This is a genomic window from Polaribacter staleyi, from assembly GCF_038024045.1.
Lineage (GTDB): Bacteria > Bacteroidota > Bacteroidia > Flavobacteriales > Flavobacteriaceae > Polaribacter > Polaribacter butkevichii.
In genome coordinates this window covers 3,814,804-3,838,749 of record NZ_CP150665.1, presented here as the reverse complement: position 1 = coordinate 3,838,749, position 23,946 = coordinate 3,814,804, and the positions used below count along the sequence as shown (strand labels likewise).

Genomic DNA, 23,946 nt, shown 5'->3' with positions numbered 1-23,946 from the left:
AAAAATAAAAAGATGAAATTAACTAAAAACATAATAACAATTATTATCGTAATGTTTAGCATTACGGGATGTAGTAGTTTTTTAGAAGATACAATTCAATACACCTCAGAAGAAGAAGTTTTAACTTCCGGACAACGTTCTAGAGGTCTAATTGAAGATATTTATACAGATTACTCATTTAGATATTTTACAGACTTTTCTGCTGAATATTTAACAGATAATGGTGTATTAAACTCTTCTGCTACAGATTTTGCAAATAACAATTGGGGACCAGCAGAAAGTCATCCTTACAATTACATTTGGCAACAATCTTACCATAATATCAGACAAATTTATCAATACATAGAAGAGGTTCATAATACTGGGCTTCCATATTTACAATCAGAAGCAAGCGCACCTCTAAGTGATATTATAATTAGTAGGTATTACGGAGAAGCACATTTCTTAAAAGCTTGGGCAGAATGGGAATTGTTAAAAACGTATGGTGGTCCATCTGCAGACGGAACAATGCTTGGTTTTCCTATTGTAAATAAAGTTTTAGAAAATGAAGAATACGCATCATTAAGTAGAAATACATACGATGAATGTGTTGACCAAATTATGAAAGATTTAGAGGTGGCTATCGATAATTTACCACTAATTTATGAAGGAGCAGATAATGCAAACCCTGGTACTAGTGCTCTAGAAACAGGTAGAGCAAGTGGATTAGCTGCTTATGCTTTAAAAGCAAAGGTTGCTTTATTTGCAGCGAGTCCAGCTTTTAATCCAACAAACGATGTTACTAAATGGCAATTAGCCGCAGAATATGCACAAGAAGTTATTCAACTTAACGGTGGTTTAAAATCATTACAAGCCTTTGATAATGAAAGAGAAGACAACCCAGATCAAATCTGGAGAATGCGTAATTCTAGAAACAACAATTCATTAGAAACTCGTTTGTACCCTCCTACTCTATATGGTCAAGGAGAAGTAAATCCATCTCAAAATTTAGTAGATGCTTTTCCAGATTCTAAAGGATACCCAATTACAGATGCATCAAGTACTTATGATGCAACGACACCTTATGCTTCTAGAGATCGTAGATTTTATAAATTTATATTTTACAACGGAGATCAATGTTTTGAATCTGAAAGCTGTACAGACTTTAGTCCTTTACAAACGTATCAAGGAGGTTTAGATAATTTTGGAGGATTTATTGCTAACGAAGGAACAAGAACAGGATATTACTTAAAAAAATACTTAAACAACTTAAACTTTGACCCTTCTGCAATTAACGCACTTACTACATTACCAAAAGTATATGTACAATTAGGTCTTACAGAAGTATATTTAAATTACGCTGAAGCTGTAGTGGAAGGATATGGACAAGCAGAAACTGCACCTGCAGGTTTAAATTACTCTGCAAAAGAAGTATTAGCTAAAATAAGATTAAGAGCTGGTTTATCTTCTGACCCATATTTAAATACCGCTGCCGCTGACTTAAATCTTTTTAAAGATTTATTAAAATCAGAAAGACGTATAGAATTATGTTTTACAGGAGAAAGATTTCATGACCTAAGAAGATGGAAAGAAATCGATAAAATAGAAGATCTTAAAGGTGTTAAAATTATTAAAAATAACGACGACACTTTTTCTTTCCAAAACATAACGGTAGAAGAGAGAGGCTATCAAAACAAAAACTATTATTTACCTTTACCCTATGAAGAATTGTTATTAAATAGCAATTTGAAACAAAACCAAGGATGGGAATAAAATTAAACATAAACAATATGAAAAATAATAAATTAAGATCTATTACCAAAGTATTGGTATTGGCTATAATTACGTTAACTATCACATCATGTTATGATGATTTTGTAGAAAATGAATTTGAATTTACATCGGTATACTTACCTAAAGAAACAATTGACCGTACTTTTATTATGGGAGAAGGTATGCAAATTGGTGTAGGTGTTGTTTTAGGTGGTAGATTAAGTAATACAGAAGATGTAGAAGTAACTTTCTCTTTAGATGAGTCTCTTTTAGATCCAGGTACTAAATTACCAGACAACTACTACACACTTGTAGATGGTGAAGGAAACCCTGCCAACAACAAAATAATAATTCCTGCTGGTAAAACACAAGGTTTTGTATATGTAAAGGCAGATTCTATTAACTTTTTAAATGACCCTGTTTCTTTAGGAAACAATTATGCATTAGGTTTTACCTTAGAAGATGTGGTAAAAGCAGATTCTATTCTAGTTGATTATAAATCAACTAAAATTACTTTTACGTACATAAATCAATTATATGGTAACTATGTACAAAAAGGACAATTTATAAAAGATGATGGTACTACCGTAGAAACAATTGATTACCCAGGTGGTATTACAGACGCTCTAGAATTAACAATGGCAGGTCCTAATACTTTAGTGTATGATGGTCTTGCAGATTTAAGAGGAGCCGATAAAAAACTAAATATTACTGTTGCCGCAGATAATTCTATAGCAATTGATACTGCAACAGGTGGTGTTACTGTTGTTGATGAAGGAGGATCTAGCTACAACCCTACTACAAGAGAAATTATCCTAAACTATTCTTTCGATTTTAATGGATCTAACTACAAAGCTAGCGATGTCTTAGAATTTAGAAACAGAACTGTAGACGGTGTAAACCAATATGATTTATAAAAGATAAATTTTATAAGTAAAAAACCTCTCAAAAAAGTTAATCACTTTATGAGAGGTTTTCTTTTTTTAAGAATAGTTATCCCTCTAATTGAAAAAATATAAAATGAAAAAATTAATTTTAACATTACAACTAACCTTTTTATGTCTTTCTTGTAATGGACAGCATACAACAACACCACATCCTAACATCGTTATAATTATGGCAGATGATTTAGGTTATGGAGGTATTTCGTGCTTTGGAAACCCTACCGTAAAAACACCAAATTTAGACTTACTAGCAAGCAAAGGAATAAAATTTACAGACTTCCATTCTAACGGAGCTGTTTGTAGCCCTACCAGAGCCGCATTAATGACTGGTAAATACCAACAAAGAACTGGTATAAATGGCGTAATAACGGCCAAAAGCCATAGAGATGTTGGTTTAAGCTTAAAAGAAACAACAATTGCCGAAGAGTTTAAAAAACAAGGTTACAATACAGCTATGTTTGGTAAATGGCATCTTGGATATCCTACAGAATACAATCCTACATTACAGGGTTTTGATGAATTTAAAGGCTTTGTAAGCGGTAATGTAGATTATCACGGACATATAGACCAAGAAGGTTATTTAGACTGGTGGAACGGCAAAAAAATAGAGAATGAAGAAGGCTACTCTACCGACTTAATTACGGAATATGGAGTAAAGTATATCTATGAAAATAATTCTAAGAAAACAGGAAAACCATTTTTTCTATACTTACCACATGAAACACCTCATTACCCTTATCAAAAACGTATCGATAAAATTTTAAGAGAGGTTGGCAAAGCAGGAACAAAAAGCATTCCTAAAGATAGTATTGCTTCTATTTACAAAGAAATGATTGAGGTAATGGATGAAGGAGTAGGCAAAATTGTACAATCGTTAAAAGAAACGGGAGAGTATGACAACACCATTATATGGTTTCTTTCTGACAACGGAGCCAGTAAATCTGGTAATAACGGAGGTTTAAAAGGATATAAATCTGGCCCTTATGAAGGAGGAACTCGTGTACCTGCTATTTTTAGTTACCCAAATAAAATTTCTCAAAACAGCATCAATAAAGAAGTTATTTACACCATGGACATATTACCTACTTTGTTAGACTTTATAAACCAAAAACCAAGTGCAAAAACAATAGACGGTATAAGTGTTAAAAACAATTTATTACATCAAACGAAATTACCTAAAAGAGACGTATTCTTTAGCGCAGGTACTAAAAGTTATATTAGAAGTGGCTATTGGAAATTGATTACCAAAAAATCAAAAAAAGGAAAAAACATAGAGTTATACAACCTATTAGATGATGTAAATGAAAAAAACAACCTAAGTTCAAAACATCCAGCATTGGTAAAGACTTTATCTCAGAAACTGCAAGCATGGAAAAAAGAGGTTAAAAAAGGTGTTACTACAAAATCTGAATAAACTAAAAAAATAGGAGTAACATATAAACTCTATCCATAAAAAAAATCAGGACTAAATTTAATCCTGATTTTTTTTTGCGATCAATTTACGACTCCCCTAAACCTACCACAATTATATATAAAATTCATAAAAATACGTTTATAAGATAGCCCTTAAAAGACCTATAATAGTCGAATTAAACACCAAAAAGCCTTTATAAAATAGCACAATAGTATTTTATATTAATTATTCTAAAAGCAACTAAAAAGAGACATATCTACATAAAACATCAATTTCTAAATAAAAAATTATACAAGCCAGAGTTTTATTGAAACGAATGGCTTAAGTACTTATAAAAATGAATTTATTTAGCATGAAAAACCACCTTAAAACAATCAATAAAAAACACTAGCCAATACACTAAACCCACCTATACAAATCATTACAACGCGAAACTAAATAAAGTTTAGTATCCCAAAAAAAGCCAGTGAATATAAATTCACTGACTTTTATTATTACACAGATAATTAAAAATTATTTTAAAGGAATTATTTTATAAGAATATTTTAAGTCTCCTGCTTTTACCCTAAACTGTTCGTGTGCTAAACCTTTAACACTCCAACTATTGTCTCCTCCTACTCCTGTTTGTTTATAATCGATATTAACATTTACAAAATCTCTTTGTGGAACATCGATTGTGTGGCGTTGTTGCTTTTCTTTACCTGCATCAAAATCGTTGTTGTATTGATGATGTGTGCTAAAGCCTAATAACTGAAGTCCTTCTATTTTAATACCTTTTCCGGCATCATTTTTAAACGTAACCCAACGTACATCTGTTCTATACCCATTTTCTTGTGGACGGATATATGGAAAATACATGTCTGCTACTTTTGTTTTATAATCACCAACTAAAGCGGCAGTATTTCTATCATTATAGTTTTCATGAGGACCTCTACCAAAGTATTCCACATTTTGATACTCATTTTTAATGATAAAATTATTCCCAAATCTAGGTAAGTGCGGTAACTCTTTAGAAATATTGGTCAAAGTATTAGTAACGGTTACTTCTCCATTTGGTTGCACAACATACTCAATAGTAACCTGTCCTTTAACAGAAGGCAAATCAAAGATAGTTTGAATATTTACTGCTCCTTTTACTTCTGATGCATTTGCAACAGCAACTTCTTTAGAGTTGTTAAGAATCTTAATTGATTTTAAATTCTGAGTTGTAGATGCTTGTTTCCAAACTGCTAATTTTTCTGGTGATTTAGCTCCAAAATCATTATCTGTAGTAGCTCTCCAAAAATTAGGTATTAAGCTCTCAACCAAAACATTACCATTACCGTAATCTAAATCTGTAATCTTACCTGTTTTAACATCAACTTTTAATGTAAAATTAGCATTAGAAACCTTAGTTACATTTGCATCAGAAGAGATTGAAATAGCTTCATTAGACGTTTTAGAACCTACATTTAAGTTTTCTTTTACTAATTGAAATTGCTCAAAAGCAACCACATGATTCAACGGCATTAAATCTGTTTTAGTTTGATTTAAAGCATATACGTTTAAGTGGTATTCTGCAGCTGCATTTTTAAACTTAGGCAAATTAATTTTCACCTTTTTAGTTGCGTAGGGAGCAATATCTAAAGTTGGTAAATCTCCTTTTGCTACTTCTTTACCATTTTCTAGCAATACCCAATTAAATTTGTATTCATTTAAATTGGTAAAATCATAGATGTTTTTAATTTCAATTTCACCTTTCTTTAAATTTAAAGGCTTAAATTTAATATATTGATATACTTTTTTAACCTCATGCAATGCAGGATGCGCTGTTCTATCTGGATTTACAATACCGTTTAAACAAAAGTTTACATCACTTCTATACGCATCTGCACCTAAATCTCCACCATAAGCCCAATAAGGAGTTCCGTCTTCGCTTTTTGTTAAAATTCCTTGATCTACCCAGTCCCAAATAAAGCCACCTTGCATGGTATCATACTTTTCTATAACATCCCAATAGTCTTGCAAACCACCAACACTATTACCCATTGCATGTGCATATTCACACTGAATTAAAGGTCTTTTAGGGTTGTTTTCTGCATACTTAATCATTTTATCAATTGTCCAATACATTGGCGCTTGAATATCTGTATTTGCATAATTTAAAGCTCCTTCATACTGTGTTGGTCTTGTAGAATCTTGGTCTTTTAAATATTTATAAGTTGCAAAAAAGTTATCTCCATTCCCTGCTTCATTACCCAATGACCAAGTTACAATAGATGGATAGTTTTTATCTCTTTCAAACATTCTAATGGTTCTATCCATATGGGCAGCTTTCCATTCTGGTTGATACGCTGGATGTATTTTTTGTGCTTTTTTGTTTTTATCCAAACCTTGGTTTGTAGCACCTAAACCGTGAGATTCTATGTTTGCTTCATCAACAACATAAAAACCATACTTGTCGCACATTCTATAAAAATGAGGGTCTTTAGGATAATGACTACAACGAATAGCGTTTAAGTTATTTTGTTTCATCACTTCTAAATCTTTAAATGTTACCTTTTCTGTAACAGCATGCCCTTCTGTATCACTGTGGTCATGTAGATTTGCTCCTTTAATAAGTACTGGTTGCCCGTTTACTAAAAACTGACTATTCTCAATCTTAATATTTCTAAAACCAACTTTAATACTTGTTGCCTCTAAAGTGTTATTTTTATCGTCTTTTAAGTCGATCAATAAAGCATATAAATTAGGGTGCTCAGCATTCCAAGTTTTTACGTTCTTTAAAACTTTATTAAAATCAATTGTATTTCTACCTGCATTTAATTTGATAACTTTAGATTCTGAATATACTTCTTTATCTCCATCCAGTAATTTAACTTCAATAGCTCTTGTTTGTTCTTTTTGAGTATTGTTGTCTATTTTAAGAGCTGCTTTAAAAACACCGTCTTTATAATTGTTTTCTAAATCAGCAGTAATTCTAAAATCTCTAACAGTAACTTTATCTACAGCATACACATAAACGTCTCGTTCTATACCGCTTAATCTCCAAAAATCTTGATCTTCCATATAACTGGTATCAGACCAACGCAATACCTGAACAGATACATTGTTTTTACCAGGTTTTACAAAATTAGTAACATTAAATTCTGCAGCTGTTTTACTACCTTCATTATAACCAACTTTTTTTCCATTTACCCAAACATACATAGCACCACTAACACCTGCAAAGTGTAAGTACACATCTTTACCATCCCAATCTTTTGAAACTTCAAAATCTCTTTTATAGCTACCTACATTGTTAATATTATGAGGAATAAAAGGTGGATTGGTAGGAAATGCATAAATTCTATTTACATAAATAGGCACTCCAAAACCTTGCATTTCCCAGTTAGAAGGCACATTAATAGTATCCCAACCTTTTAAGCTAAAATCATTTTTGTAAAAATCTGTTGGACGACCAGAAACACTATCTGAAAAATAGAAATTCCATTGACCGTTTAACGAGTTATACATTGGTGAGTTTTTCCAACTCTCATTTTTTAACGCTTCACTTGCTTTAGAATATCTGTAAAACGAAGCTGTTGGTTGTTCTCTATTTATCTGAAAAATTTCTGGATTTTCCCATTCCGGATTCTCCCATTTTTCAGCCAAATATGTTGGCTTTTTAATAGAATTATTACACGATAAAACTAAAAAACAGATTGCTAAAAGGTAAAAATGTTTATTCATTTATAATTTATTTATTTTAACTATTTACTTTCTTTACTAAAATAAAGAAGAGCGTTCCCTATTTTCAAAATTAGAATAAAACAAAGAAACGGCTTTATCAAAAAGGGGGTTAAAATGTTGCATCAATTGTAAATTCACATGAAGAAACAAATATAAAATACCCGTAACACCCAACATATAAAACACTATTAAACAACTATTTAAAAACACATTATTTACACTAAACAAGATATTAAAGAATAAGATTGTAACATTAAAATACTTGCAGTAATTAGATAAAGATTATAAATCTTACTTTTTGTCTTGGCAACACTTTTTTATACCTCAAAGATAAAACACCTCAACTAAACCAAAAAAACCTTGATAAAATTCATCAAGGTTTTTTGGTTTTAATAATAAAATATTTTTGCAAGCTTTATTCACTTAAAATATAATCAACTGCCGCTTTTGAGTGAATTTCTGTAGTATCAAATACGGGTATTTTTAAATCTTCATCAAAAATCATTAAAGGAAATTCTGTACAACCTAAAACAACACCTTCTGCACCTCTATCTACCAAATTTTTAATAACGTTAAGTACGTACTTTTTAGAAGCCGGTTTTACCATACCATAGGTTAATTCTTCTTCTATAATTCTTTGTAATTCTACAAGTACTTCTTGTTTTTCTGGCACCAAAACATCAATACCATTATCAGCAATTCTTTTGGTGATAAAATCTCCTTCCATGGTATAAATTGTCCCTAAAAAGCCTACACTTTTAATTCCTTTTTTCAGAATTTCTTTGGCAGTTGCGTCGCCAATATGAATTACAGGAAAATTTAATTGAGCTTGCACTTTATCAAATACTTTATGAGGTGTATTGGCGCAAAACATAACCGCTGTTGCTCCTCCTTGTTGTAAACTCTCTGCTCCCTCCGTTAGCATGAGCGCAATAGAATCCCACTTATCTTCTTTCTGAAATTGATGTACAGCTGCCTGATTAATAGTATACACTGTTAAAGGCGGATTTGTATTATTACCATAATAATCATTAATAGACTGATTTATTGCCGCATAATATTCTACTGTAGAATGCCAAGAAGTACCACCTATTAACCCTAATTTTTTCATGTTTTGGTGAGGTAATTTTTTATGTTCCATTTCCGTTTTTATACTTAATATTGTTTTAGGTTTTACTTTTACTATCGTTTCTACTTTTTCTGCTTCTTTTTTACAAGACATCAAACAAATAAAACTACAAATACTCAATTTTAAACTTTATTTGCTATATAAATTGATTACAAGATACTTTTGGGTAATGCACCTTTCCAACCTTTAGCTAGTTTTTTTGATAAACCTTTAACAATTTCAACCATATCAGTATTATTTGCAACATTAACCGTTTCGTTAGCATCTACATAATGATCGTATAATTCTGTGGCTGCAAAATCTCCTTTTTGTTTTTTATCATTATCCCATAAATACCACTCTATATAATGATATTGTTTGGTTTGCATAGAATACCCCATGTATTCATTGCCGTCTTTAGAAATACGTTTACGTCTTCTAAATTGTGTAAAAACAGCATCTTTCCATTCTAAATCTGGGTTCTCAAAAACGGGTACTAAACTTGTGCCTTCTAAATAATTAGCTTTATCAACTCCTGTTAAATCACATAATGTAGGAAATATATCTACCAATTCAGAAAGTGCTTCAATACGTTTTCCTTCTTTTTGATATGCTCCTTTGATTATCAATGGCACGTGAGTATCAATATAAAAATTAGTCATTTTTCCCCAACCATTATGATCGCCTAATTTCCATCCATGATCTCCCCATAAAACAATTACGGTATTTTCATATAAGCCTCTTTCTTTTAAACCTTTTACCAATTTACCTACACAAGCATCAATAAAACTTACACTTGCATAATAACCTCTTTTTAAAGAATCTGCATACGCTTCTGGCAAAGGCTCGTCTTCTGGTCTGCCAATTTTATGTGGATTAGTATACGCTCTTAACTCATAATTTGCATTTGCAGACATTACAGGCGCATTCTTTGGCAACTTAGGGTTTGCTGCTGGAGACACAGAACCTACAGGATATAAATCCCAATATTTTTTTGGGGCAACAAAAGGAAGATGGGGTCTATACAAACCTAGTCCCAAAAAAAAAGGTGTTTTTTTATCCTTAATTCTATCTAAAGTTTTTAATGCCAATTGCGTTTGCATTGCATCATAATATAAAGAATCTGGAGCATCTGCACTTTCTAAGGCAGGCCCTCTGTTCCAGCCATCACCATATACTTTTTTCCCTTTTCTTTTCTCTAATAAAATAGCTCTTTTTATTTTCTGGTCTTTTAAGGCCTCTTCCGTATAATAATAAGTCTCAGCATCTCTTTTCTTATATTCTTTTGTATTGTATGGAAAAGGTTTTAAATCTGGTTCATCCCAAGAAATAGAATCTGGCATATAATTATGAAAAATTTTACCAATATTTACTGTGTAATATCCTGCTTTATGAAAATATTGCGGCATGGTAACAGCGCTAGGATTTATCTCTCTAAATTTATCTCCCAAATGCCAAACTCTTGTAGAATCTGGCCTATAGCCTAATAACACACTTGCTCTTGAAGGTGCACAAACAGCAGCTTGTGCATGTGTATTTAACATTACCATTGATTTGGCTGCCAAAGCATCTATGTTAGGCGTTTTTATTTCTTCATTTCCGTAAACACCAAGATCTGCTCTTAAATCATCTATTGATAAAAAAATGATATTAGGTTTTTGTATAGCAATCTCTTCCTTTTTTTTATCACAAGACGTATTTAAAAAAGATAGAGAAATTAACAATAGTAAAATTCTCATATATTTTATTGGTTTTTGTAAATTATTTTACGCTATTCTTAATTTCCTTTACCTAATAGTTCAATCCACTGAGTTCTATACCCTGTATTTCTAACACCATTAGAATGTCCTTTTTTTCCTTTGGGAACTGGTAAATTAAACTCATAAATTTGATTTTCTGGAATACCCAAAGCATAGTATGTTTCTTTAATTACTTTTGCATTCGGCTCTTTTGCATGATATGTTCCGTACCAAAGATTTGCAGGTGTTATACTTTTATTAGAATACCATTTTGCAATCTTTTTTCCTTCTGAATAATCCCAACCGCCAGAAAAATCTATAACTCTAGCAACCAAGTGTTCTTGCGCTATAAAAGCTGCCATTCCACCTCCTTGAGATTGACCTGAAACGGCTATTTCACTCCATTTTGGAACACCTTTTTCTAAATAAAAGTCCCAGTTTCCATCCTTATCATTCTCAGAAAGATAAAGTAACAACTTTGTTAATCTACGTACAATAGCATCTTGTGGCTCATCTTTAATTAATGAAAACTTAGTATCTCCATAAATACGTTTTGTTCTAAATTCTGCAGTACAATTAGTGTTTTCTAATAAATTATCTCCCCTACATATTTGAGCAACTGCAGGTCTATTTATATAAGATATATTAATAACACGATATCCTTGAGAAACAGCTGTAGCAAATAATGCACGAGGTCCTTTTAAAGCAACTCCTCCTGTTCCTGGCATAAAAAATAATAGTTTACCTTGTTTTGCTTCTGGGTTATAAACAATTAAGTGAGGCGAATTTGCTTCTTTAATTGTAGCATCTGTAGTAGACGGTTTTACATTTAGAACCTTATATTCTTTTGGAAACCCTTTAGAAGATTGAGCAAAAGTAAAATTGTAGCTAAAGAAAATAAAAGCAAGGGGAATTAAAAAAAACTTCATTATTTATTAATTTTGAATTGAATTTTAAAAATGGTTTAGCAATTTCCTTTTTCTTAAAGTAGTTGACAAACTAACAATAGTTGTCATCGATTTATAAATATGCGTTTTTATCAACAAAACACCACTTTAAACAAACTTTATTTAACAAAACATTTAATTTGTTAATTTTTCTTTAGTAATTTTTCGTAAATATAGATAAAAATTACATTATCACTAATCATTTTTATCTTTAGTTAAAGACAACTTTAAAATTGTTTCTTGTTGACTAATTTTCTTCAATAATATGTAACAAATGCTGTAAGGAAGGGTTTTTATTATTTTTATCCCAGATTACAGAAAGAGACGTTCTTTGTCGCATTTTATCTAATGCTATAAATTTCACTTTCTTATTATCCGTTAACGTTAAAGATGCTGGCACAATAGAAATACCCAAACCATTTTCTACTAAACTATATATAGAAGCTGCATGTATGGTACTATGAGAAACGATGGGAGAAAAACCACTATCATCAAAAAGCTGCATTACTTTTTCGTAATAAGAAGGACTATCAGAAGAATCGAACATAATAAAAGGTTCTTTTTCTAATTGAATTAAACTTTTAAAACTGTCACTATTCAGCGGATGATCTATGGGCAGCACCAAACAAAAAGGTTCTTTTAAAACTTCGCAAATTCCTAAACCTGCAGGAACTCTATCTAAACGCACAAAGCCAACATCAATTTCATTAGAAAGCAATTGTTCTATTTGTTGCTGGTTGTTCATTTCTTTTAAATTGAAAACAACATTTTCATATTCTTCCTTTAACCTCAACAGTAATTGAGGTATTATTTTTTTCATAGCAGAACCCACATATCCGAAATTCAAATTCCCTTCAATACCATTATTTACCAATTTTGCGAAATCTAAAATTTCGGTTAACTCATTTAAATTCCGAGTTAATTCTTTTCTTAAATACTCGCCAGTTTTTGTTAACTCAACTTTTCTATTATGACGATCAAACAGTTTTACCCCTAAATCATCTTCCATATTTTTAATCTGCCTTGTTAAACCAGGTTGAGAAATATACAATTTCTCTGCTGCTTTTCTAAAATGAAGTGTTTCTGCAACGGCTAAAAAATAACGAATGTGTCTATATTCTATTTGATTACTCATAGTTATCAATTGCTAGTGATTATAATATCAAAAGATATCAAATATAAAGATAACTTTGTATCAAAATACAAAATCACTATGTTTTTATACGGAATAGATAGACTTACAGTCGATAAAGTTATTGCCATTGCAAACGGAAGTTTAAAAGCTATTTTAAATAAGGAAGCCATCGATAAGATAAATAAATGTAGAGAAAAAGTTGAAATTATGGCGAATTCTAACAAAGCCATTTACGGAATTAACACCGGTTTCGGACCATTATGTGACACACAAATATCTCCAAAAGACACGAGTAAACTGCAAACAAACCTACTAATAACACACGCTGTTGGTGTAGGTGAACCGATACAGAAAGAACTTTCTAAAATAATGATGATTTGCAAAGTACATGCATTATCTCAAGGTTATTCTGGAGTTCGATTAACACTTATAGAGCGTATTATTTTCTTTATTGAAAACGATATTTTACCTGTTGTACCAGAAAAAGGTTCTGTAGGTGCTTCTGGAGATTTAGCGCCTCTATCTCACTTATTCTTACCAATAATTGGCGAAGGGGAATGTTGGGTTGGCAATACTATTATATCCACCAATAAAATATACAAAACACATCATTTAACACCATTAACACTGCAAGCAAAAGAAGGTTTAGGTTTAATAAATGGTACACAATTTATTTTAGCGCATGCCATTAAAGCATTGCAAAGAATGGAGTATTTACTCAATTTAGCAGATTTATCTGGAGCAATGGTTTTAGAAGGTTTTCAGGGAAGTGCCTCTCCTTTTAGAAAAGAATTGCATGAAATAAGACCATTTGCAGGAAGCATAAAAGTAGCAAAACGTATGAGAATGTTTTTAAAGGATTCTCAGAATGTAGAAAATCATTTCGAATGTGATAGAGTTCAAGATCCGTATTCTGTAAGATGTATACCACAAGTTCACGGAGCGTCTAGAAACGCATTTCAACACTTAAATGAATTGGCAGAAATAGAAATGAATTCTGTAACAGACAATCCTATTGTATTGAGTGATACAGAAGCTATTTCTGGAGGAAATTTTCATGGACAACCTTTAGCAATGGCGTTAGATTACACTTCTATTGCTGCATCAGAATTAGGAAACATTGCAGACAGAAGGTGTTTTTTACTTTTAGAAGGTAAATACGGTTTACCAAGATTACTTACAAAAAGTGGTGGTTTAAACTCTGGTTATATGATTCCGCAATACACAACCGCAGCCTTAGTTACAGAAAATAAATCGTTATGCTTCCCTCCTTCTGCAGACAGTATTCCAACTTCTTTAGGGCAAGAAGATCATGTTTCTATGGGAAGTATTTCTGGACGAAAACTAAATCAAATTCTTAGTAATGTAGAAATGATTTTAGCCATAGAATTAATGTACGCAGCACAAGCAATGGAATTTAGAAGACCTAATCGTTTTTCTACTATTATTGAAAAAAACTTTAAAATAATAAGACAAAAAGTAGCAAAACTAGAGGAAGACCGCATACTTAAAGACGACATTAATGAAATGATATTGTTAGTAAGAAATAAAGCATTCATTGTAAAATAATTTAAAGATGACATTTAAAGAACAACTACAAGAAGGAATTCCGGCTACTTTACCAAACAAGAAAGAATATCCTAAAAACGCAAATAGAGCACCAAAAAGGAAGGATATTTTATCTTTTGATGAAAAAAAATTAGCCATTAGAAATGCGTTGCGTTATTTCCCAAAAGAATGGCATCAAGAGCTTGCAATTGAATTTGCAGAAGAGTTAAAAAATTATGGACGTATTTATATGTACCGATTTAAACCCAATTACAAAATACACGCACGTTCCATAGAAGAATACCCAGCAAAATCGACTCAAGCAGCGGCAATTATGCTCATGATTCAAAATAACTTAGACCCTAAAGTTGCCCAACATCCAGAAGAATTAATTACTTATGGCGGCAATGGAGCAGTTTTTCAGAATTGGGCACAATATTTATTGGTAATGCATTATTTATCAGAAATGACAAATAAACAAACGTTGCATATTTATTCTGGGCATCCGATGGGATTATTTCCTTCTTCTAAAAAAGCCCCAAGGGTAATTGCTACCAACGGCATGATGATTCCTAATTACTCAAAACCTGATGATTGGGAAAAATACAATGCTTTGGGCGTTACACAATACGGACAAATGACCGCTGGTTCTTATATGTACATTGGCCCACAAGGAATTGTACACGGAACAACAATTACCTTAATGAATGCCTTTAGAAAAGTTTTATCAAAAGAAGAAACATCAAAAGGAAAAATATTTTTAACCGCTGGTTTAGGCGGCATGAGTGGCGCACAACCAAAAGCAGGAAACATTGCGGGTTGCATTACCATTGTAGCAGAAGTAAACCCAAAAGCAGCTACAAAAAGACATCAACAAGGTTGGGTAGATCTTTTAATTGATGATATCAATGATTTGATTAAAAGGGTGAAAATTGCACAACTAAAAAACGAAACGATTTCCATTGCTTATATTGGTAATGTGGTAGAAATATGGGAACGTTTTGATGAAGAAAACATTTTTATTCACTTAGGTTCAGATCAAACTTCTTTACATATTCCTTGGACAGGTGGTTATTATCCTGTAGGAATTTCTTACGAAGAATCTAACCGATTAATAAGTGAAGAACCTCAACTCTTTAAAGAGAAAGTACAAGAATCTTTAAGAAGACATGCAAAATCCATTAACAGCCACACAAAAAAAGGGACTTATTTCTTCGATTACGGAAATGCTTTTTTATTAGAATCTTCTAGAGCCGGAGCAGATGTAATGGCAGAAAATGGAATCGATTTTAAATACCCTTCTTATGTGCAAGACATATTAGGTCCTATGTGTTTCGATTATGGTTTTGGTCCGTTTAGATGGGTTTGCGCATCTGGAAAAGCAGAAGATTTAGATAAAACAGATGAAATTGCAGCCACGGTTTTACAAAAAATCATGGAAAATTCTCCCAAAGAAATTCAATTGCAAATGCAAGACAATATTACTTGGATTAAAGATGCAAAGAAAAATAAAATGGTGGTAGGCTCTCAGGCTCGTATCTTATATGCAGATGCAGAAGGACGCACTAAAATAGCCACCGCTTTTAATGATGCTATTAAAAATGGAGAAATTGGGCCGGTTGTTTTAGGTAGAGATCATCATGATGTGAGCGGTACAGATTCTCCGTTTAGAGAAACATCTAACATCTACGATGGCAGTAAATTTACTGCGGATATGGCAATCCACAATGTTATTGGCGATAGTTTTAGAGGAGCAACTTGGGTTTCTATTCACAATGGTGGCGGCGTTGGTTGGGGAGAAGTAATCAATGGAGGTTTCGGTATGTTATTAGACGGCTCTAAACAAGCAGAAAAACGTTTAAAAAGCATGTTGTTTTACGATGTAAATAACGGTATTGCGCGTAGAAGTTGGGCTAGAAATGATGAAGCTATTTTTGCCATTAAAAGAGAAATGGAAAGGTCGCCCAATTTAAAAGTAACTTTACCTAACTTAGTACAAGACAAACTATTAAACAACTTATTTTAATGGCCACATTATTTAAAAATATAAAAGAATTAATTCAAGTTAGAACAACACCAATTTCTTTTGTTTCTGGTGATGAAATGAATATTTTACCTACTATTAAAAATGCTTTTTTAATAGTAGATAATGGTTTGATTGCTAATTTTGGCGAAATGAAAGAGTGTCCTATTGATGATTTTACAAAAGTGATTGATGCTACCGGAAAAATGATATTACCTTCTTGGTGCGATTCTCATACACATCTCGTTTACGCAGGTAATAGAGAAGGCGAATTTGCCGATAGAATTAACGGTTTATCTTACGAAGAAATCGCAGAAAATGGAGGCGGAATTATAAACTCTGCTAAAAAATTACAACAGACTTCAGAGGATGAATTATACAAACAAAGTGAAGTTCGATTAAAAGAAGTTATTCAACTAGGCACAGGAGCCATAGAAATTAAATCTGGCTACGGATTAACAGCAGAAGCTGAGTTAAAAATGCTTCGTGTTATTAGAAAATTAAAAGAAAAGTATCCTATAGAAATAAAAGCAACCTTTTTAGGCGCACATGCAATTCCTTTAGAATACAAAGAAAATAAAGCAGGATATATCGATTTATTGGTAAACAACATCATTCCTAAAATAGCCCAAGAAAAATTGGCAGAATATATCGATGTTTTCTGTGAAACAGGATATTTCTCAGCCTCAGACACCAAAAAAATTCTAGAAGCAGGAAAAAAGCATGGACTAACTCCAAAGGTTCATGTCAATCAATTTACGGCTATTGATGGTATTCAGGTAGGTATACAATTCAATGCTTTATCTGTAGATCATTTAGAAGTTATGAGAGACATTGATATTGAAGCTTTAAAAAAGACCAACACAATGCCTGTTGCATTACCAGGTTGTTCTTATTTTTTAAGCATTCCGTACACACCAGCACGTAAAATGATTGATGCAGGTTTACCAATTGCACTAGCATCTGATTTTAACCCAGGTTCTTCGCCTTCTGGTAACATGAATTTTGTGATTGCTACAGCATGTATTAAAATGAAAATGACTCCGCAAGAAGCAATTAATGCCAGTACTATAAATGGCGCTTATGCAATGGGTTTAGAAACTAAAACCGGAACAATTACCAAAGGAAAATTAGCAAATTTAATTTTAACCAAACCCATAAATTCTTACGCTTTTATCCCTTATTCTTTTGGAAATAATCAGATTGAAAAAGTATATGTAAAAGGAATAGAAATCGATGGATAAATTAAATATGACATACCAACTTCCTGAAAAAAAATTCTGGACGGGTAGAAAATCAAACCCAGCATTAGAAAATCAATATTGGTATCAAGAAATTGAACTGCTTGATCTTAATGGGGTTGATCACAAACAAATTGACATCGCCCTAATTGGTTATGCTTGCGATGAAGGTGTAAAAAGAAATTTAGGTAGAATTGGCGCTAGTGAAAGTCCGAATGTAATAAGAGAGCGTTTGGCTAAATTCCCCATCCATTTTGAGGCTAAAAAAATTGTAGATGTTGGTACTATTGTTTGTATCAATCAAGATTTAGAAACGTGTCAATTAAGCTTTGCAAAGGCGATAAAAAAACTAATTTCTAATGGCATTTTTCCGATTGCAATTGGTGGCGGACATGATATTGCTTACGGTCATTTTAAAGGTATTTATGAAAGCGTAAAACACGAACAAAAAAAGAACATTGCTATTATAAATTTTGATGCTCATTTTGATTTGCGTCCGGTAGAAACCAAACCGAACTCCGGAACTCCATTTAATCAAATTTTAAATGAGTTTAAAAATGTAACTTATTTCCCTATTGGAATTCAACAACAATCTAATACTAAAGAACTTTTTAATATTGCAAAAAGTAAAAATGTAGATTTTGTTATTAATTATTATTGCGAAACTGATTCAGAAAATACAAATGCTATCAAGAAAAAGTTACAACCAATTATTGATAAAAACGATTACGTATATATTACCATAGATATGGATGGTTTTTCATCTGCCTATGCACCTGGCGTGAGTGCTCCATCACCTTTAGGTTTTACCCCTAATTTTGTTTTTAAAATACTTCACTATTTATTTGAAACAAAAAAAGTAATTTCTTGTGATATCGCAGAACTAAATCCATCTTTAGATATAGACAATACAACAGCCAATTTAGCTGCTAAACTTGTAGATTTCATTGTAATGGAACAAACAAAAAACTCCCTTTTATCAGATTGATAAAAAGGAGTTTCGTATTCATTTATAAATAATAGTCTTTATTATTTTACCAACATTTCTTTAGTTGCTACCGTTCTAAAACCAATATGATCAGAACCTGAATTAGGCTCCATTCCCATTCTTGCAGAAATTCTAAAACTAGCGCAATAAGAAGCATGACATAAAAAAGAACCACCTTTCATTACATATTCTATTTGATATGGATTACTAGGTGTATACGATTTATCTGCTCCAACAGGATTTTGTAAAACAACATTTGGGTCTATCGTTTGATAATAATTTACATTAAATAAATCTGTTGTCATTTCCCAAACATTACCCGCCATATCATACAAACCGATATTGTTTGCTGGATAGGATTTTATCGGTGAAATATATTCAAATCCGTCTTCAGAAATATTTTCTGTCGGAAATTTTCCTTGCCATGTATTTGCATTTGCATCTAAATCTTCAAATTTATTTCCCCAAGTAAAAATATTATCTTCAAATTTACCTTGCGCTGCAGATTCCCATTCAGCCTCCGTTGGCAATCTTCTATTAGACCACTTACAATACGCCAAAGCATCTTCTTGCGCAACATGTACAACAGGGAAATTATCTTTTCCTTCTATAGAACTACCAGGCCCTTCTGGATGCTTCCAATCTGCTCCTATTTTCCAAGCCCACCATTGCCCATAATTATCCATAGAAACCACACCTTTGGCATGTTTATTAAAAATTAAACTTCCAGGTTGTAAAATTGAATCTGCTGGTTTTGGTGTATTCGGAGGTAAATCTTTTTTAATTTCATCCCAATCAATTGGTCTTTCTGCAACCGTTATATATTTTGTGGCAGCAACAAACTCCTTAAATTGCTTGTTGGTAACCTCATGTGCATCAATAAAAAAACCATCAACAGCTACTTTATGCGCTGGCTTTTCACGTGGCATAGCATATTTATCCTCATTTTTTGCCCCCATTAAAAAAGTTTTAGAAGCCACCCAAACCATACCTTCTGGTGTTTCTACTTTATCGGTATTTATGGCAGTTTTTACAACTGTTTTTTCTTTTTCGGTTTTCTTATCACAACCTACAACAAAAACTGAAAGTGATAAAACGGTGACTAAAAAGGGTTTTAAATTAAAATTCATCTTTAAAATTTAGTGTTTTAAAACAAATATAGATATTCTTATTACTTATAAATTTAATTCTATTAAAATGATGTCAATTTTTAACAAAAAATTATTGTTTAACAAAATGATTGTTTTGTTAAACATTTTGTATCTTTACATAAATTCAAAGAATTATGGCTCGTAAAAAAAACATCAACAAAGACAATTTAATTTCCTGGTACATGGAATTTGTTTTAGAAAACAACCATCAACCAAAATCGGTATTTAGTTTTGCTAAAGAAAATAATTTTGAAGAAACTGATTTCTATAAATTTTATGGTTCTTTTGATGTTTTAGAAGAAGCTATTTTTTCTGAATTTTTTCATCATACTATAACCGTTTTAAGTAAAAGTGAAGACTACGAAACTTTTGATGCAAGAAATAAATTATTAAGTTTTTATTTTACTTTTTTCGAAATATTAACAGCTAACAGAAGTTACCTTGTATATGCTTTAGAAAATAGCAATAGCGATTTTAAAAAATTAAAAACACTAAAAGGATTACGAAAAGAATACATTAATTATGTACAAAATATTGGTATCGAAAAAATAGATTTAAAGCACGAAAAACTAGAAAAAATTCAAGATAAATCGATACAAGAATCCTCTTGGTTTCATTTGTTAGTAACTCTTAAGTTTTGGCTAGATGATGTTTCTCCTTCTTTTGAAAAAACAGATTTATTTATAGAAAAATCAATCAATGCTCGTTTTGATTTAATGGATATAAAACCATTACAGAGTATCATAGATTTTGGGAAATTCATCCTAAAAGAAAAAGTAAACTTTAACTAAAAAAGAAGTCATGAAAACCATTGATTCTATACCAACATCTAAAATTCAAAGAGCTTCTAAATTAGTTACAACGGGAGCTAAAATTGGGGTAAATTATCTTAAATATTACGGAGATAAAATCACCAAAACAGAAGAAGAAGCCAAAGCAAAATTAAATGAAAACAATGCCGAAGATATTTATGATGGCTTAAAAACGCTAAAAGGAAGTGCTTTAAAAGTAGCGCAAATGTTGAGTATGGAAAAAAGTATTCTACCGCAAGCCTATGTAGAAAAATTTTCACTATCTCAATTTTCTGTACCACCACTTTCTCCCGCTTTAGTGACAAAAACTTTTAAAAAGTATTTTGGTAAAAACCCGAATGAAATTTATGATAAATTTAATACCGTTTCTGTAAACGCAGCAAGTATTGGTCAGGTTCATAAAGCAGAGAAAAACGGAAAAGAATTGGCTGTAAAAATTCAATATCCGGGTGTTGCACAAAGTATAGCTTCAGATTTAGCATTGGTAAAACCTATTGCTATTAAAATGTTTAATATTAGAGGTAAAGATTCTGATAAATATTTTAAAGAAGTAGAAAATAAATTGGTAGAAGAAACAAATTACGTTTTAGAAGTTACACAAAGTAAAGAAATTGTAGCTGCTTGTAAACATATCCCTAATTTAAAATTCCCTGAATATTATGCTGATTTATCATCAGATAGAATTATTACTATGGATTGGATGCACGGTGTACATTTATCTGAATTTTACACAGACAAACAAGAAGTTGCCAATAAATTAGGGCAGGCATTATGGGATTTCTACATGTTTCAGATTCATAAATTACAAAAGGTACATGCAGATCCGCATCCTGGAAATTTTTTAATTTCTCCAGAAAACGAACTGATTGTAATTGATTTTGGATGCATGAAAACCATACCCAATGATTTCTATGTTCCTTATTTTGAATTGGCTAAAAAAGAAAACATTTCTAATCCAACTTTCTTTGAAGAAAAACTATTTCAATTAGAAATTTTAAGAGTAGATGATTCTAAAGAAGAATTAGATTTCTTTAGAGCAATGTTTCATGAAATGCTAAGTTTATTTACGCAACCTTTTCACCAAGAAGTATTCGATTTTTCTGATGAAGTTTTCTTTGGTAAACTCTCTGAATTAGGCGCTAAATACGCCAAAAGCACCGAACTAAAAGACATGAATGGAAATAGAGGTTCTAAACACTTTATTTATATCAACAGAACCTTTTTTGGTTTGTATAATTTAATGCACGATTTAAAAGCAAAGGATATAAAAATTAATAATTATAAAACACTTTAATGGCCTTTTTTAACTTTAAAAACATTCAAAATTTAGAACATCTTTATAAAATAAACCTTATAAATAGTTGCTCTGGTTTTAAATCGGCAAATTTAATTGCTACTATATCTAACAATGGAGTTAGCAATGTTGCTATATTTAGTTCTGTTACACATTTAGGCTCTACCCCACCAACCTTAGGTTTTATTTTAAGACCGACAACAGTACCTAGAAACACTTATAAAAACATAAAAGAAAGTGGCATTTTTACCATCAATCATATTTATGAAGACATTATTGAAGACGGACATCATACATCAGCAAAATACCCAGAAGAAATTTCTGAATTTGAAGTAACGAAATTAGAAGAGGAATTTAAGGGTAATTTTAAAGCTCCTTTTGTTAAAAATTCTCCCGTGCAAATGAGTATGAAATTTGTAGAAGAAATACATATTTCATCTAATAATGTATTAATGATTGTAGCTCAAATACAAGAATTATATGTTAAAGATGAATTGTTAGAAAATGATGGATTGATAAATTTATCTAAAGCAAATATTGTTACTATTAACGGCTTAGACACCTATGCTGTTCCTAAATTTAAGAAAAGATTAGCGTATCAAAGACCTAAATAAAACATATGAAAATTCTTGTAACAGGTGCAACTGGCTATATTGGCAAACGCTTAATTCCGTTATTATTAAATGATGGACATAGCGTTATTTGCCCTGTAAGAGACAAAGAAAGAGCAAAAAGTTATTATAAAAATCAGAAAAAAGTTCAATTAGTAGAAGCTGATTTTTTAGATAGTAATAGCTTAACAAACATTACAAAAGATATTGATGCTGCTTATTATTTAATTCATTCTATGACTAATTCTGCCAAAGAATTTCATGTTTTAGAAGAAAAATGCGCGTTTAACTTTAAAAATTTTATAGAAACAACTTCCACAAAACAAGTTATTTACTTAAGTGGAATAACCAACGACACTAAACTTTCTAAACATTTATTATCAAGAAAAAACGTAGAAAAAACATTAGCATCAAACAAGTATGCATTAACCACCTTTAAAGCAGGAATAATTGTGGGTTCTGGCAGTTCATCCTTTGAAATTATTAGAGATATCGTAGAGAAACTACCTGTAATGATAGCTCCCAAATGGTTAAACACAAAAACACAACCTTTAGCAATTAGAGATGTATTGGCTTTTTTACACAAATCTCTCGGCAAAAAAGAACTTTACAATACTTCTCATGATATTTTTGGGCCAGAAATACTTACATACAAAGAAATGCTATTACAGTTTGCTGATGTAAGAAAACTAAAAAGATCTATTATAACCGTACCTGTAATGACCCCAAAACTATCTTCTTATTGGTTGTATTTTGTTACCTCAACGTCATACAAACTAGCAAGTTCTTTAGTAAACTCTATGGGCGTAGAAGTTATAGGTAATAAAAGCAATATCAATACAATTTTAGACGTACAACCAATGTCTTACAAGGAAGCTGTAAAACTAGCTTTTAAAAAAATTGAACAAAATAGTATTATTTCTAGTTGGAAAGACTCATACATCAGTAGCGGGAAATTAAAAAATTATGTTCACGAATTTATAAATGTTCCAGAATATGGTTGTTTTAAAGATTTTAAAAAGAGAACCGTTATCGATAAAGAAAGAACACTAAACAGAATTTGGGCTATTGGAGGGGAAACAGGTTGGTATTACGGCACCTTTTTATGGAAAATTCGTGGCTTTTTAGATCAATTTTTTGGTGGCGCTGGTTTGCGTAGAGGAAGAAGGCATCCTACCGAATTAAATGTTGGTGATGCTCTAGATTTTTGGCGAGTAATATATGCTGATAAAGAAAAGGGAAAACTTTTATTGTATGCAGAAATGATACTACCTGGCGAAGCCTGGTTAGAGTTTAAAATTATAGACAACACACTGCACCAAACAGCCACTTTTAGACCCCATGGTTTGGCAGGTAGATTGTACTGGTACGCCGTAATGCCTTTTCACTGGTTTGTTTTTAACGGAATGATTAGCAACATCAATAAATAAACTAACATAAAACAACAGCTCATTCATCACCCTCTATTTTTTTTACCTCTACAGTAAACGACTGAAAAATAAATCTTTAAAATATTATAATATTTTGT

General features: G+C 31.5%; 17 protein-coding genes. 11 read left to right on the top strand and 6 right to left on the bottom strand.

Features of this window, described 5'->3' with window-relative positions; translation table 11 throughout:
- The first annotated feature begins 12 nt into the window (after nt 1–12).
- From WHD07_RS16015 to WHD07_RS16005, 3 genes are all read left to right on the top strand, one after another.
- A complete protein-coding gene (locus WHD07_RS16015) occupies nt 13–1,752 on the top strand; it encodes a RagB/SusD family nutrient uptake outer membrane protein (RefSeq protein WP_343329195.1) in 1,740 nt (579 codons plus the stop codon).
- Nucleotides 1,753–1,769: 17 nt separating this feature from the next.
- Nucleotides 1,770–2,669: a DUF1735 domain-containing protein gene (locus tag WHD07_RS16010; RefSeq protein ID WP_343329194.1), complete on the top strand. Its 900-nt coding sequence runs from the start codon at nt 1,770–1,772 to the stop codon at nt 2,667–2,669.
- A gap of 103 nt (nt 2,670–2,772) precedes the next feature.
- Complete coding sequence (locus tag WHD07_RS16005; protein WP_343329193.1) at nt 2,773–4,110, top strand: sulfatase family protein; 1,338 nt, start codon at nt 2,773–2,775, stop codon at nt 4,108–4,110.
- Nucleotides 4,111–4,623: 513 nt separating this feature from the next.
- Here the strand turns inward: WHD07_RS16005 and WHD07_RS16000 are convergent.
- The 5 genes from WHD07_RS16000 to WHD07_RS15980 form a co-directional block, all read right to left on the bottom strand.
- On the bottom strand, nt 4,624–7,821 hold the full coding sequence (locus WHD07_RS16000; RefSeq protein WP_343329192.1) for a glycoside hydrolase family 2 TIM barrel-domain containing protein: 3,198 nt from the start codon (nt 7,819–7,821) through the stop codon (nt 4,624–4,626).
- A gap of 415 nt (nt 7,822–8,236) precedes the next feature.
- Nucleotides 8,237–9,043, bottom strand: a complete 807-nt coding sequence (locus WHD07_RS15995; protein ID WP_343329191.1) for an aspartate/glutamate racemase family protein — start codon at nt 9,041–9,043, stop codon at nt 8,237–8,239.
- Nucleotides 9,044–9,099: 56 nt separating this feature from the next.
- Nucleotides 9,100–10,668, bottom strand: coding sequence for a sulfatase (locus WHD07_RS15990; RefSeq protein WP_343329190.1), 1,569 nt, complete (start codon nt 10,666–10,668; stop codon nt 9,100–9,102).
- Between the two features lie 38 nt (nt 10,669–10,706).
- Nucleotides 10,707–11,597, bottom strand: coding sequence for a BPSS1187 family protein (locus tag WHD07_RS15985; RefSeq protein ID WP_343329189.1), 891 nt, complete (start codon nt 11,595–11,597; stop codon nt 10,707–10,709).
- Nucleotides 11,598–11,862: 265 nt separating this feature from the next.
- Nucleotides 11,863–12,750 (bottom strand): LysR family transcriptional regulator, encoded by an 888-nt coding sequence (locus WHD07_RS15980; RefSeq protein ID WP_343329188.1) that lies wholly within the window; start codon nt 12,748–12,750, stop codon nt 11,863–11,865.
- Between the two features lie 78 nt (nt 12,751–12,828).
- On the opposite strand from WHD07_RS15980, the gene hutH reads away from it, so the two are divergent.
- From hutH to hutG, 4 genes are read left to right on the top strand one after another with little or no spacing between them, the layout of a single operon-like run.
- Complete coding sequence (gene hutH / locus WHD07_RS15975) at nt 12,829–14,319, top strand: histidine ammonia-lyase (RefSeq protein WP_343329187.1); 1,491 nt, start codon at nt 12,829–12,831, stop codon at nt 14,317–14,319.
- A gap of 7 nt (nt 14,320–14,326) precedes the next feature.
- Complete coding sequence (locus WHD07_RS15970) at nt 14,327–16,324, top strand: urocanate hydratase (protein ID WP_343329186.1); 1,998 nt, start codon at nt 14,327–14,329, stop codon at nt 16,322–16,324.
- Complete coding sequence (gene hutI, locus WHD07_RS15965; protein ID WP_343329185.1) at nt 16,324–17,565, top strand: imidazolonepropionase; 1,242 nt, start codon at nt 16,324–16,326, stop codon at nt 17,563–17,565. The genes WHD07_RS15970 and hutI overlap by 1 nt, the downstream gene beginning before the upstream one ends.
- A complete protein-coding gene (gene hutG, locus WHD07_RS15960) occupies nt 17,558–18,550 on the top strand; it encodes a formimidoylglutamase (RefSeq protein ID WP_343329184.1) in 993 nt (330 codons plus the stop codon). Before hutI ends, hutG begins: the two co-directional genes overlap by 8 nt.
- A gap of 41 nt (nt 18,551–18,591) precedes the next feature.
- Here the strand turns inward: hutG and WHD07_RS15955 are convergent, their stop codons facing one another.
- On the bottom strand, nt 18,592–19,680 hold the full coding sequence (locus WHD07_RS15955; protein WP_343329183.1) for a formylglycine-generating enzyme family protein: 1,089 nt from the start codon (nt 19,678–19,680) through the stop codon (nt 18,592–18,594).
- Nucleotides 19,681–19,835: 155 nt separating this feature from the next.
- On the opposite strand from WHD07_RS15955, the gene WHD07_RS15950 reads away from it, so the two are divergent.
- The 4 genes from WHD07_RS15950 to WHD07_RS15935 are packed head-to-tail and all read left to right on the top strand — an operon-like array spanning nt 19,836 to nt 23,848.
- Entirely contained in the window at nt 19,836–20,492 is a 657-nt protein-coding gene (locus WHD07_RS15950) for a TetR family transcriptional regulator C-terminal domain-containing protein (RefSeq protein ID WP_343329182.1), read from the top strand.
- A gap of 10 nt (nt 20,493–20,502) precedes the next feature.
- On the top strand, nt 20,503–21,807 hold the full coding sequence (locus WHD07_RS15945; RefSeq protein WP_343329181.1) for an ABC1 kinase family protein: 1,305 nt from the start codon (nt 20,503–20,505) through the stop codon (nt 21,805–21,807).
- Nucleotides 21,807–22,421, top strand: coding sequence for a flavin reductase family protein (locus WHD07_RS15940; RefSeq protein WP_343329180.1), 615 nt, complete (start codon nt 21,807–21,809; stop codon nt 22,419–22,421). Before WHD07_RS15945 ends, WHD07_RS15940 begins: the two co-directional genes overlap by 1 nt.
- A gap of 5 nt (nt 22,422–22,426) precedes the next feature.
- Nucleotides 22,427–23,848 (top strand): SDR family oxidoreductase, encoded by a 1,422-nt coding sequence (locus WHD07_RS15935; protein WP_343329179.1) that lies wholly within the window; start codon nt 22,427–22,429, stop codon nt 23,846–23,848.
- Nucleotides 23,849–23,946: the final 98 nt, after the last annotated feature.

Coding starts and splice junctions, on each gene's coding strand:
- WHD07_RS16010 (WP_343329194.1), top strand. CDS start 1,770: ATGAAAAATAATAAATTAAGATCTATTACCAAAGTATTGGTATTGGCT.
- WHD07_RS15950 (WP_343329182.1), top strand. CDS start 19,836: ATGGCTCGTAAAAAAAACATCAACAAAGACAATTTAATTTCCTGGTAC.
- hutI (WP_343329185.1), top strand. CDS start 16,324: ATGGCCACATTATTTAAAAATATAAAAGAATTAATTCAAGTTAGAACA.
- WHD07_RS16005 (WP_343329193.1), top strand. CDS start 2,773: ATGAAAAAATTAATTTTAACATTACAACTAACCTTTTTATGTCTTTCT.
- WHD07_RS16000 (WP_343329192.1), bottom strand. CDS start 7,821: ATGAATAAACATTTTTACCTTTTAGCAATCTGTTTTTTAGTTTTATCG.
- hutG (WP_343329184.1), top strand. CDS start 17,558: ATGGATAAATTAAATATGACATACCAACTTCCTGAAAAAAAATTCTGG.
- hutH (WP_343329187.1), top strand. CDS start 12,829: ATGTTTTTATACGGAATAGATAGACTTACAGTCGATAAAGTTATTGCC.
- WHD07_RS15940 (WP_343329180.1), top strand. CDS start 21,807: ATGGCCTTTTTTAACTTTAAAAACATTCAAAATTTAGAACATCTTTAT.
- WHD07_RS15995 (WP_343329191.1), bottom strand. CDS start 9,043: ATGTCTTGTAAAAAAGAAGCAGAAAAAGTAGAAACGATAGTAAAAGTA.
- WHD07_RS15990 (WP_343329190.1), bottom strand. CDS start 10,668: ATGAGAATTTTACTATTGTTAATTTCTCTATCTTTTTTAAATACGTCT.
- WHD07_RS15935 (WP_343329179.1), top strand. CDS start 22,427: ATGAAAATTCTTGTAACAGGTGCAACTGGCTATATTGGCAAACGCTTA.
- WHD07_RS15945 (WP_343329181.1), top strand. CDS start 20,503: ATGAAAACCATTGATTCTATACCAACATCTAAAATTCAAAGAGCTTCT.
- WHD07_RS16015 (WP_343329195.1), top strand. CDS start 13: ATGAAATTAACTAAAAACATAATAACAATTATTATCGTAATGTTTAGC.
- WHD07_RS15970 (WP_343329186.1), top strand. CDS start 14,327: ATGACATTTAAAGAACAACTACAAGAAGGAATTCCGGCTACTTTACCA.
- WHD07_RS15980 (WP_343329188.1), bottom strand. CDS start 12,750: ATGAGTAATCAAATAGAATATAGACACATTCGTTATTTTTTAGCCGTT.
- WHD07_RS15985 (WP_343329189.1), bottom strand. CDS start 11,597: ATGAAGTTTTTTTTAATTCCCCTTGCTTTTATTTTCTTTAGCTACAAT.
- WHD07_RS15955 (WP_343329183.1), bottom strand. CDS start 19,680: ATGAATTTTAATTTAAAACCCTTTTTAGTCACCGTTTTATCACTTTCA.